The organism is Allobosea sp. P4_E12 (assembly GCF_056401655.1).
The window spans coordinates 131,860-142,905 of the sequence record NZ_JBFUIY010000010.1; the positions used below are offsets into that span (position 1 = coordinate 131,860).

Genomic DNA, 11,046 nt, shown 5'->3' on the forward strand with positions numbered 1-11,046 from the left:
CGACAATCCACCCATGCCATATTTCTGTCAAAAGCAATCTCGGACCGCTTGCTCTCGAAACAGGCAGAATTCTGTGCAGTGCAGCGCCAATTTGGCGCAAGATGATTGTCTGTTGTGCGGTGCGGCATCCTCCTTCGTGCAAGTAAAACGGGTGTTGGCAGGGGCTGTCGGGTGCGATCGGTCACCTTGCAGCCGCGGGTCTGCGGGGCGCGATCGTCGGTGACGATCGTGCTGTCGTCGATCATCCGGGGCCAGCCCTCGATCGAAGGTATAATAACGTCCTGGCACTGCCGCCCTTGGCGGCATGGTCGTGCGTCGGGGGATGTGAGGGGCGCGCCCAGCCGCTTCGCCAGCTCGCGGCCGATGGTCAGTTTCCCGCAGCCCGGCCAACCATTGATATGGATGATCAGGTCGGGATCAGCCATGCCGCCCCTCAGAACCGGTTCGGGCTGAAATGGCCGAGATCAATCGCCGACGGGCGACCGGCGATCAGATCGGCGACGAGGCCGCCGGTCACCGCAGATTGCGTCATGCCGTAATGGCCGTGTCCGAAGGCGAGCACGACGCTTGGGTTGCGCGCTGCCTTGCCGATCACCGGTAGGGAATCCGGCAATGACGGCCGGAAACCCATCCAGAGACGGCCACTGCCGAAGGCAGGCAAGCCGTCGACGAGGTTGGCGGCCTTATCATAGAGCGCCCGCGTCCGCGCGGGATTGGGTGGTGCATCGAGGCCACCGAACTCGACCGCGCCGCCAATGCGCAAGCCGCTGTCGAGCGGGGTCATGACGAAGCCATGCCCTTCGAAACCGATGGGCCGGGATGTCAGCCCCGTGCTGCCGGGGAAGCTGACATTGTAGCCGCGCTCGGTCTCGAGCGGCACAGCGTTTCCGAGAGCGGCAGCGAGCGGCCTCGACCAGGCTCCTGCGGCGATCACGGCGCGGTCGACCACGCGCTGCCAGCCGTCGCGGCCGATCAGGGCAGGGCGCGCGGCCATTGAGAGGTTGATGACCTCGGCCTTCTCGAATTGGGCGCCGCGCGCCAGCGCCGCCTCGAAAAGGGCGAGCGACAGTTCGAGCGGGTCGCTGATATGGGCGGTCTCGGGGTGGAACGCTGCTCCGACGAAGCGGTCCTTCAGGGCGGGTTCGAATTGGCGAAGCACGTCAGGGCCGATCATCTCGACCTTGATGCCAAATTCGGCCTGCCGCTGCGCAATACGCCTAGCTTCCGCGAAGGCGGCGTTGTCGGTGAAGGCGTAGAGACCGCCATTGCGATGAATGTGGCGGCTGAGATGCGTGGTCTGGGCCAGTTTCAGCCAGGCCGGCAACGCCTGTTGCTGCAGGGCGCCGAGGCCCTGGATCGAGCGTTCATAGGCGGCTGGGCGCGCGGCCAGGATGAAGCGGACGAGCCAGGGCAGGAGCTTTGGCAGATAGACAGGGCGGATGGCGAGCGGTCCAAGCGGATCGGCCAGGAATCTCAGCACCTGCCGCAGGTTCTTCGGGCTCGCAATCGGCAGGATGTCCGTGTGTGCGATCCAGCCGGCATTGCCGCGTTAAGGGCCGAAGGCCGGCCCTTCCTTATCGATGATCAGAACCTCGTGACCGTCGTCAAGCAGGGCATGCGCAGTGGCGATGCCCACAATGCCTGCTCCGACGATCGCGATCTTCATGAAAGGCTGAGCTCCTTCAGGGCGCCCGGCTTCTTCACCTCGATCTCGATAAAGGCGATCGGATGGTCCGAGCCGTTCATCACGTCATGCTGGATGCCGGCCGGGCGCATATAGGCCTGGCCCTGAGCCAACGGAACGTCGGTGACATTCGTCCCGTCATGGATGCGCAGCGTGCCGTCGAACAGCATGATGACGAAATAGGGCCAGCCATGGCTGTGCCAGCCGGTCACGGCACCGGGCTCGAAGTCCCAACGGGTGATGCGGATCGTCTCGTCGTCCTGCTGGACGGTTGGAACGGCGGGTGTCGTGCAGGTAAAGGCCACGGTACCTCCCGGAGAATGGATCAGAGTTTCGGCAGGCTAGCCACTTGGCTTCCGCTGCCTTGACGACGGCCGCAAGGCAGGCGCGCTCCGCACCCTCCCGTGCGATACATGTGGCGATCACGCGAGTTGATCACCGCCGCCTCGACCAGCTTGATGTTCTGGCCGAGTCGCGCCGCGACGTCGAGCCGCGAATAGGTCCAGCGACGGATTGCTCCGGTCTCGGCCCTGCAACCAGATTTGGCGAGAGATCGTCGACGCCGATATGCGCCGCGAAGCGATCGGCGCGGGGCGATCTCGGCGAAGTCGAGCTCGTCAGTGGGGCGTGAGCCTGGTGGTCCGGAAGGCAGGGCGCTGATGCATTTCGTCATCGCAGAATGCTTCTTGCGTATGAGGACGTTTCGCTTGCAGATTGCATTGCGGCTGCGGCCGGCCCGTATCGGTCATGGTGATATATCAATGCTGGATGTCGCGTCAATCCTCGCCTTCCGTCCCGCGGGAGCGAAATGAGCATGCGCTCCAACGAAGAAACCCAGCTGCCTCCCGAGACGGATGTGCGTGTTCCGCCCGGCGCTGCGACGAGCCTCTCGGAGACCGCCTATCGCCGTCTCGAGGAGGCCATCGTGACGCTCTCCCTGAGGCCCGGCGCGGTGCTGACCGAAGCCCAGTTGATCGATCTCGTCGGGGTCGGGCGCACGCCGGTTCGCGAGGCCCTGATCCGCCTCGCACAGCAGGGGCTGGTCGACATCCTGCCGCGCAAGGGCGTCGTCGTCACCGGCATCAACGCCATCGACATCATGGCTGCTCTGGATGCGCGAGAGGTGCTGGAGAGGCTGATCGCATCGGATGCGGCGAAGCGGGCGAGTCCGCGCGAGCGCATCGTCATCATCGAGAAGGCGCGCGCCATGCGCGTTGCAGCCGAGGCCGGCGATGCCAATGCCTATATGCGGCTCGACAAGGAGCTCGATGCGGCGGTCGCCGCCGCCGCACGCAGCCCCTATGCGACACGCGCCGTCGAACCGCTGCAGGCCCTGATCCGGCGCGCCTGGTACTATTTCGAGCGCGAGGACGATCTGGTGCCCGCGGCGGGGCATCATGTCGCCTTCGCCCAGGCCCTGGCAACGGAGGATCCTGCCGCGGCGAGTGCAGCCAGCGATGCCCTGATGCAGCACTTGCGCGCCGGCTTGCTGGCGACGCTCGGCCGCGACTGAGAATTGAGGGGCGCGCGCCATTGATATATCTACTTCGAGGGCCGTGGAGCCCATGACGGCATGACATTGCGGCTGTGCGCTGGCCATCGCGCCGGAAAATCCCTACATCAGCCGGCGAAGACCTCCATTCCTGCAGATCGGGCTGATGACCAAGACGTTCCAGGCCGTGCCCCATGTAACGGCCATTCCTGATGCGCCGGCCTTCCGTCAGGCAATGGCGCAGGTCACGAGCGCCGTGCATATCGTCACCACGCGGGGCACGACGGGCCGCGCGGGCCTGACTGCGACCTCGGTCGCCTCGGTGTCCGACGCGCCGCCGACCATGCTGGTCTGTGTCGACGGCATCAGCCGCACGCTCGCCGCGATCGAGGCGAGCGGGACTTTCTGCATCAACACGCTGGCGGGCGATGACGGGGATCTCGCCGAGATCTTTGCGCGGCGTCGGGGCATCGAAGGCGAGGCCCGTTTCGCGACGGCCGAGTGGACGACGCTCGTGACCGGAGCGCCGGCACTCGTCGGCTCGCTTGTCGCCTTCGACTGCAGGCTGATCGAGGTGCACCGTGTCGCGACCCACCGCATCCTGATCGGAGAGGTCGTGGCGATCGGCGGCCGGGGCCAGGGCAGCGGGCTGGTCTACCGGCGGCGCGGCTTCTCCGAGGTCTGAAGGGCCGTCAGACCTCTCCGGCTTCCTCGGCGACCTCGGCGAAGACGATGGCCGCTTCCTTGAAGGCGTGATTGGCGGCTGGCACGCCGGCATAGATCGCTGTCTGCATCAGCACTTCCTTGATCTCGTCGCGCGTCAATCCGTTGTTCAATGCGCCACGGACATGGATTCGGAACTCGCCCCAGGAGCCGAGCGCGGCTGCAATCGAAAGCACGATGAGCGAGCGCTCACGCTTGATCAGCCCCGGCCGGTTCCAGATGTCGTTCCAGGCGGTTCGGGTGATGAACTCCTGCCAGTCGCGGTTGAACTCGGTGACACCGGCACTGGCCTTGTCGACATAGGCCTCACCAAGCACGGCGCGGCGGGTCTTCATGCCATTGGCATAGCGGGTGGCGTCGTCCATGGCGGCCTCCTCAGGCGTTCAGGAAGTCGAGAACAGCCCGGCCGAAGGCCTCGGGCTGCTCGAGATTGGAGAGATGGGCGGCATCGAGCGTGACAAGCTCTGCACCGTGGATGGAATCGGCGATCTGCTGGCCGACGGCGGGCGGTGTGGCCGGGTCGAGCGCGCCGACAATCACCAGCACGGGCAGGACGATTGCCGAGATCGCCTCGCGCTGATCCATGTCGCGGATCGCGGCGCAGCAGCCCGCATAGCCGAGCGGTGGCGTGGTCGTGAGCATCGCACTCACGGCCTCCACGGTCTTTCCGTCGCGCTCGCGGAAACCCGGGCTGAACCAGCGTTCCAGCGTCGACTGCACCAGCGGCCCCATGCCATTGGCGCGGACATTGCGGATGCGGCCGTTCCAGAGATCGGGCGGTCCCATCCGGGCGGAGGTGTTGGCCAGCACCACGCGGTGGAGCCGCCTGGGGGCATGGGTTGCGAGCCATTGCCCGACCATTCCGCCCATGGACACGCCGCACCAGTGCACCTTGTCCAGGCCGAAATGGTCCGTGATGCCGATCGCGTCGCCGGCGAGTTCGGCCAGCGAATAGGGCCGGTCTGGCGCCGTCGATTTGCCATGGCCGCGCGAGTCGTAGCGCAGGACGCGGAACTGCTTGGTCCATTCGGGAATCTGCGGATCCCACATGTGCAGATCGGTGCCGAGTGAGTTCGAGAGCATCAGGACAGGTGCGTCCTCAGGCCCGTCGAAGCGGATATTGAAGGGCTCGCCCCGGATGGTCTCGATCGGCATCGTCCTGTCTCTCCCTGGCCTATTGTACCGCGATGTTGCCGTCGCTGCTGATCAGAAGCGTCTTACCTGCAAGCGCCGCTTGCTGCGATGCGGGCAGCCGCAGAGCCGGCGGCGTCGGCCAACCCATCTCACGCGCGACGACGAGGCCGAGCAGCAGGATCGCATCGGGCGCATCCATCAGGATCGCCGCGGGCGCGTTCCCGGCATGGACGAGTTCGAGCAGCACGGCCGAGGCAGAGGACGAACCGATCGTGCCGGGCAGGGCGAGCACAGTGCCAGCGATGTTGCGGTCTCGCTCGGGATGGCGCGCATCGATGATCATGCCCGTGCGCGGATCGACGCCGCCCCAGAAGCTGATTGCTGCGCTGAGCGCCAGGCACTCGCCCTTCACGTCGCCGCCGGGGATCAGGATTTCGCCCTTCAAGACCATGTCCGGGGCTCCCTGACGAGGCGACCGGCGACGGCGCTCTCGACGCATTCGGAGAGCGAGCCGTAGGTCACGGCGTAGCCGGTATTGCCCGGTGCATATTGCGCGAACTTGCCGGAGTTCGTCATCAGCACCGCGCCTTCGATCTCGGGCAGGATCGGCGTCACCACCACGCAGGTATCGACGACGAAGATGACGCCGGCGGCTTCCAGGCGCTTGCGGCGCCCCTGCGCTTCCAGAGGTTGGAGCACGTGGCGACCGGTATTGGCGTAAAGCGGGCGAGAGAGCGTGCGGTCCGCGAGCAGGTTTTCCAGCTCACCCATCTCCTTCAGGGAAAGGTGTGGCGAGCCGATCGCGACTGCGTCGATACGGTCGGTGGTGCCTGCCGTGGAGAGCCGCGCAAGGGTCGCCTGCACCTCCAGATGCGTCAGCACGATGCGCTGTTTCGGGGGGCGGTCCCCGAGTGCCGTGGCGAGATCAGGAGCTTCGGGCGTGACACCGGCGACATGAAACAAGCCGACGCCTCCGGTCGAGGCAGCAGCCGCACCGAGCGCCTTTAGACGGTCCTCGGTCGTACAATCCTGAAGCCCCTCAATGACGACGACCGTGCTCCCGGCAGCGCGTCCAAGAAAGGTGCCGAGCACGGGATAGAACACATCCGACCGGCGCAGCTCCTTCGAGAGCCCTCCGACGTCGAGCAGCAACTCCGCGACACGGTTCTCGGCGCGGTGGAGGCCGTAATCCGGGGCGCGCCCGGCAATCGCGCAGGCGATGTCGAGGAAATCGCCATAGCGGTTGGTGCGCGCGCCCAGCACCGAGTTGCAGAAGACGACGGCATTCGACTCGCCCCAGGCGACGTCGCTGCCCTGTGCGGGGCGGTGTCCGGCCTGGTAGGGCGCACAGGTCCAGCTCGGTTCGCAGCCCATCGCCTCATAGGCGCGCATCATGCGGGCCGCCATATCGCGCTGATGTGCGGCGAGGCGGATCACGGCACAGCCGGCGGGGGCGAGGGAGCCGACATTCAGCGTCGCCCGCACAGCGACCCTGGCGCCGCCCTCGACCAGTTTCTCCGCGAAGAGCGTGCCGGAATCACCGTGGTAGAGCGCGCCGTCGATATGGGCCGAGGCAACGGGTATCAACCTCCGTGCACCCATCAGGCGAGCGGCTTCGGCGACGATACGCAAGGCCATCGCTGAGCCACCGCCTCGCGCGCCGGAGGCAATCGCCCGCTCCTCGTCGGTCAGTTGCAGCATGTCAGTCCATATACTCGCGCTCTTCTTCGTAGAGCGCGAGTATCCGGTCGATGATGCAGTCGCTCGCTCCGCGATAGGTCGCCGGATCGAACAAGATGTCGAGTTCGTTTTCACCAAGGCGGCCGGCGAGCGCCGGATGCTCGGCGAGAATGGACTTGAGATGCCTGCCGCTGGCCACGCAGTCGCGGCTTGCCTCCTCGAGCAGGTGATGCGCCTCGGCCCGGCCGATCGACGCCGCAAGCGCGAGCGAAACCCGCTCGGCCATGACCAGGCCGTGGGTGAGCTCGAGATTCTGCCGCATCCGTTCCGGAAAGACCTGCAGGCCCTCGATCAGCGCCACACTTTGATGGAGTGCCGTACCGGCGATGATGAAGAGTTCGGCAAGCGTGCGCCATTCGGCATGCCAGCCGCCCATGGCGCGCTCGTGCTCCTGCGGCATCGCTGCGAGCATGGTCGAGACCAGCCCCGGAGCGCGCTTCGCTCCGGCGAGGATCAGCGTGCACAGCACCGGGTTGCGCTTGTGCGGCATGGCGGAGGAGCCGCCCTTTCCGGGCGCTTCCGGCTCGGCCAGTTCGCCGATTTCGGTCTGCGCCATCAGCGCCGTGTCCTGGGCGATCTTGCCGAGATGCCCCAGGACGATGCCAAGCGCGGCCGCGATCCGCGCCGGCCGGTGCCGCTCCGTGTGCCAGGGCGTCAGGACTGCGCCGATCGCCGGCATCGTCCTGCAGAAATTCTGGAGCACGGCTTCAGCCTTGTCGCCGAGCGAGGCCAGGGTCCCGGCTGCTCCGCCCAACTGATGCGAAGCCTGGCCGTAGATCATGAAATCGTCATGGAAGCGAACGATCGGCCCAAGCCACTGCGCCACCTTGACGCCGAAGCTGATCGGCACGGCATGCTGGAGGAAGGTGCGCCCGATCATCGGAGTGTTTCGATGGCGCTTCGTCAGTTCGGCGAGGGCGTGGGCGAGACGGGCGGAGCGCCGGAGGATCAGCCGGTAGGCCGTGCGATATTGCTGGGCCTGGCCGGAATCGATCACATCCTGGCTGGTTGCGCCATAATGCACCCATTTGGCCGCTTCCGGATCGACCGCAGCGACCTGGGCGGTCAATTGCTTGACCAGCGGGATTGCGGGGTTGCCTGCAAGAGTCGCGGCCCTGCCGATGGCGCCGATGTCATAAAGCTCGGCCTTGCAGGCCGCCGCGATCACGTCGGCGGCGGCCGCGGGGATGACGTCGGCGGCCGCTTCGGCGCGAGCGAGCGCGGCCTCGAAATCCAGCATGCCTTGCAGAAGTGCCCGGTCTTCGAACAGGCTTGCCATCTCGTGATCGGCGAAGAGCTCGCCATAGAGACCGGGCAGGTCAGTCATGGCGGCTCCGCGTGTTCGGAAATGCGTGGCGCAATGCAGGCTCGCTCCCCTTGTCTAGGCTGGCGCTTTCCGATCAAGGATAGACCAATGGGTCCTTGGATAGACCCGAGGCGCGCTCGCCCGCAATATGGGCCGTTCGGCGCAGCCAAGATGGAGGAGTGACGCCGTGGCGATGACGATGAATGGCGAGGTCACCTTACCCGCCAGCAAGGATGTGGTCTGGGCAAAGCTCAACGATGCCGAGGTGCTGAAGGCCTGCATTCCCGGCTGCGAACAGCTTACCAAGGACGACGATACGCATTTCTCGGCGGTGGTGAAGGTCAAGCTCGGGCCGGTGAAGGCGACCTTCCGCGGCAAGGTCGAGCTTGCCGATCTCGATCCGCCGAATGGCTACCGGATCGCGGGCGAGGGCGAGGGCGGGATCGCCGGATTCGCCAAGGGCGGCGCCAAGGTCGTGCTCAGTGACGCGGAAGCAGGGCAGACATTGCTGAGTTACGAGGTCGAGGCGCAGGTCGGCGGCAAGCTGATGCAGCTTGGATCCCGACTGATCGATTCGGTCTCGAAGAAGCTTGCCGACGAATTCTTTGCGAATTTCGCCAAGGCGGTCAGCGAAGGCTGAGCGCGCCCAAAGCATCGGCCCGAAACGTGGATGCGGTTCTCGGAAAATCCGATGCAAACGCAGGAGGTTAGATCACCGAACCGGATACACTATCCGGTTCGGTGATCTACGAGGCCTTGCGCAGCGACGCGAGAGCCTCGCTGACGGACGCTTCCGCCGCTCCGATCTGGAGCGCGATGTCCGACGCGGCTGTGTTGGCACGCTCGAGCGCTCTTGCCGTCGTGGCAAGTCCGTCATTGACGGCGGTCGCACTGGCGATGGCTTCGTCGGAGCTGTTTGCGACCTCGGCCGCATCGCGGGCGATGCTGGTCGTGACGAAGCTTTGCTGGGCGACGGCATCCGAGATCGCTTCGGAATCGCCCCTGATCTCACCAATCGTCTTGCCGATCGACGCAGAGCGGACGCCGCAGACCTCGGCACTGGCGGCCAGTTCGGCGATCTGCCGGGCAATATCCTGCGTCGCGCTGGCGGTCTGGGTCGCCAGCGATTTCACTTCGGAGGCGACGACCGCGAAGCCTCGGCCAGCCTCCCCGGCGCGTGCGGCCTCGATGGTTGCGTTCAGCGCGAGCAGATTGGTCTGTGCCGCGATATCGGCGATGAGCCCGACTACGGTACCGATGCTGCCGGTGACCTCGCGCAGCCTTGCGACGGCCGAATTCATCGCCTCCGCGTCGTCGACGGCCCGATTGGCAATCGCGAGGCTTTGCCGGGCGCGGTGTCCGATCTCGGCGATATTGGCCGACATCTCTTCTGTGGCGGCAGCCGTCTGGATCGCCTTTTCGCGCACGAGGGCGGAGGCGTGGGCGAGGCTACCGATCTGATTCTTGATGAAGGTGGTGGCTTCGGTCGTCTCGAACGAGGTCGAGACGAACTGGTCGACCGCGCCGCTGATCGTCGTATCGAGCTGACCGATGCGGGACTTCATCAGCGCAGCGGCGTTGTCGAGGGCCTGTCCGCGCCGTTCGGCCTCGCCAGCCTCGATCTGCTGATCGATCGTGATCGCGGTATTGATGTCGTAGGTCAGGATCCGCTCGATGATGTAGAGATCGCGGCCCACCTTCTTCGGCGACAGGACAAGGCGCCAACGGCTGGCGACCGAGATCGCCTGGTACAATGCGAAGGCGATCGAGACCCGCGGGCGTGGACCGACCTTGGCCACGCGCTCCAGCACACATAAGCGCTCGATCGAATTGCAATAGGCTTCGCCGAACTCTCCATCGAACAGCTGCTTGAAATGTGCGGCTTCGGCCGGATAGAGCGTTTCGGCGACGGGCTCCACCGTGCTGCGCAGGGGCGCATGGATCACGAAGGCACGGGCAAAATCCTTGGCAACGAGGCCCTCGATCACACGGTCCACAATGGAGCGATAGCTTCGCAGGCGCTCGCGCTGGGCCTCGTCGAAGCCGATGGCGCGCAGGCGCCGCTGGATTTGATCAGAGATGGTCGACACCGACACGTTCATGATCCCGAGCAAGGCTTCGATAGCGATCAGCAAAGCTGTGATCTCCGGCGTTAACATTCTGCGAATGCAGGCCGTTCTCGCGCGCGTTTTCGTACGCGTGTGTTTGTTGCAGTGCAGCGTTGATGTTTGGCGAAAACAGCACTCAAAGTCCGCAAAATCGCCGCTTCATCTTGTCGCCATCGCGCTTGACCGCGCAAAATCCCGGGTCCACATTCCGTTTCGAGCTGTTCCAAGAAAAAACTGCCTGATGAGGCTAGAGGTTTCGCGAACGGCTCCGGCTCCGGATTTCAGTGGCTGGGAGGGTCACTGGCCGGGCGCCGGACGTAGGGTCCCAGGAGATGTGCTCATGGCCACGGTTTCGTTGACGGTGAACGGCAAGGCCGTCACCGCGAATGTTGATCCTCGCACCCTGCTGGTGCAGCTCCTGCGCGAGAACCTACGACTGACCGGTACGCATGTCGGCTGCGACACCAGCCAGTGCGGTGCCTGTGTGGTCCATCTCGACGGCAAAGCCGTGAAGTCCTGTACGACGCTTGCTCTTTCGGTCGATGGCGCCACGGTGACGACGATCGAAGGGCTCGCCGTGAACGGCGTGCTGCATCCGATGCAGGAGGCATTTCGCGAGCATCACGGCCTGCAATGCGGCTACTGCACTCCAGGCATGATCATGGCTGCGGTCGATATGGTGAGCCGTCGTGGCCATTCGCTCGATGAAGCGACGATCCGTGATGATCTCGATGGCAATATCTGTCGGTGCACGGGCTACCACAACATCGTCAAGGCGATCGCTGCCGGGGCGGAGGCGATGGGCAAGGCGGCGACGCCGACGCGCAAGGCTGCCGAGTGACGCCTTCGGCCGGCGCGC

General features: G+C 65.3%; 13 protein-coding genes. 4 read left to right on the plus strand and 9 right to left on the minus strand.

The genetic code is table 11. The features are described 5' to 3' along the window. Positions 1-433: 433 nt before the first annotated feature. From AC1DW9_RS15070 to AC1DW9_RS15080, 3 genes are all read right to left on the minus strand, one after another. Positions 434-1,480: an NAD(P)/FAD-dependent oxidoreductase gene (locus AC1DW9_RS15070; protein WP_476775902.1), complete on the minus strand. Its 1,047-nt coding sequence runs from the start codon at positions 1,478-1,480 to the stop codon at positions 434-436. A gap of 69 nt (positions 1,481-1,549) precedes the next feature. Beyond that, positions 1,550-1,666 carry an FAD-dependent oxidoreductase gene (locus tag AC1DW9_RS15075; RefSeq protein WP_476775903.1) on the minus strand — a complete coding sequence of 39 codons (117 nt, stop codon included), beginning with the start codon at positions 1,664-1,666 and terminating at the stop codon, positions 1,550-1,552. Further along, positions 1,663-1,989 (minus strand): cupin domain-containing protein, encoded by a 327-nt coding sequence (locus AC1DW9_RS15080; protein WP_441506195.1) that lies wholly within the window; start codon positions 1,987-1,989, stop codon positions 1,663-1,665. The genes AC1DW9_RS15075 and AC1DW9_RS15080 overlap by 4 nt, the downstream gene beginning before the upstream one ends. 509 nt (positions 1,990-2,498) lie before the next feature. On the opposite strand from AC1DW9_RS15080, the gene AC1DW9_RS15085 reads away from it, so the two are divergent. Next, positions 2,499-3,197 (plus strand): GntR family transcriptional regulator, encoded by a 699-nt coding sequence (locus AC1DW9_RS15085; protein ID WP_441506194.1) that lies wholly within the window; start codon positions 2,499-2,501, stop codon positions 3,195-3,197. 145 nt (positions 3,198-3,342) lie between these two features. Continuing rightward, complete coding sequence (locus AC1DW9_RS15090; protein ID WP_441491450.1) at positions 3,343-3,861, plus strand: flavin reductase family protein; 519 nt, start codon at positions 3,343-3,345, stop codon at positions 3,859-3,861. 7 nt (positions 3,862-3,868) lie between these two features. On the opposite strand, the gene pcaC is transcribed toward AC1DW9_RS15090, so the two are convergent. From pcaC to pcaB, 5 genes are read right to left on the minus strand one after another with little or no spacing between them, the layout of a single operon-like run. Continuing rightward, entirely contained in the window at positions 3,869-4,264 is a 396-nt protein-coding gene (gene pcaC, locus AC1DW9_RS15095; RefSeq protein ID WP_441506192.1) for a 4-carboxymuconolactone decarboxylase, read from the minus strand. Positions 4,265-4,274: 10 nt separating this feature from the next. Further along, positions 4,275-5,054 carry a 3-oxoadipate enol-lactonase gene (gene pcaD, locus AC1DW9_RS15100; protein WP_441506191.1) on the minus strand — a complete coding sequence of 260 codons (780 nt, stop codon included), beginning with the start codon at positions 5,052-5,054 and terminating at the stop codon, positions 4,275-4,277. 19 nt (positions 5,055-5,073) lie between these two features. Beyond that, on the minus strand, positions 5,074-5,484 hold the full coding sequence (locus tag AC1DW9_RS15105; protein ID WP_441506190.1) for an aconitase X swivel domain-containing protein: 411 nt from the start codon (positions 5,482-5,484) through the stop codon (positions 5,074-5,076). Then, positions 5,475-6,734: an aconitase X gene (locus AC1DW9_RS15110; protein WP_441506189.1), complete on the minus strand. Its 1,260-nt coding sequence runs from the start codon at positions 6,732-6,734 to the stop codon at positions 5,475-5,477. Before AC1DW9_RS15110 ends, AC1DW9_RS15105 begins: the two co-directional genes overlap by 10 nt. A 1-nt stretch (position 6,735) precedes the next feature. After that, positions 6,736-8,100, minus strand: coding sequence for a 3-carboxy-cis,cis-muconate cycloisomerase (gene pcaB, locus AC1DW9_RS15115; protein WP_476769990.1), 1,365 nt, complete (start codon positions 8,098-8,100; stop codon positions 6,736-6,738). A gap of 166 nt (positions 8,101-8,266) precedes the next feature. Here pcaB and AC1DW9_RS15120 point away from each other — a divergent pair, with 166 nt between their 5' ends. Next, the gene (locus AC1DW9_RS15120) at positions 8,267-8,719 is read left to right on the plus strand and encodes an SRPBCC family protein (protein ID WP_069880024.1); all 453 of its coding nucleotides are present in this window, start codon (positions 8,267-8,269) and stop codon (positions 8,717-8,719) included. A gap of 106 nt (positions 8,720-8,825) precedes the next feature. Here AC1DW9_RS15120 and AC1DW9_RS15125 read toward each other — a convergent pair whose 3' ends face one another. Then, a complete protein-coding gene (locus tag AC1DW9_RS15125; RefSeq protein ID WP_441506187.1) occupies positions 8,826-10,169 on the minus strand; it encodes a methyl-accepting chemotaxis protein in 1,344 nt (447 codons plus the stop codon). 358 nt (positions 10,170-10,527) lie between these two features. On the opposite strand from AC1DW9_RS15125, the gene AC1DW9_RS15130 reads away from it, so the two are divergent. Beyond that, the gene (locus AC1DW9_RS15130) at positions 10,528-11,028 is read left to right on the plus strand and encodes a (2Fe-2S)-binding protein (RefSeq protein WP_113514142.1); all 501 of its coding nucleotides are present in this window, start codon (positions 10,528-10,530) and stop codon (positions 11,026-11,028) included. Positions 11,029-11,046: the final 18 nt, after the last annotated feature.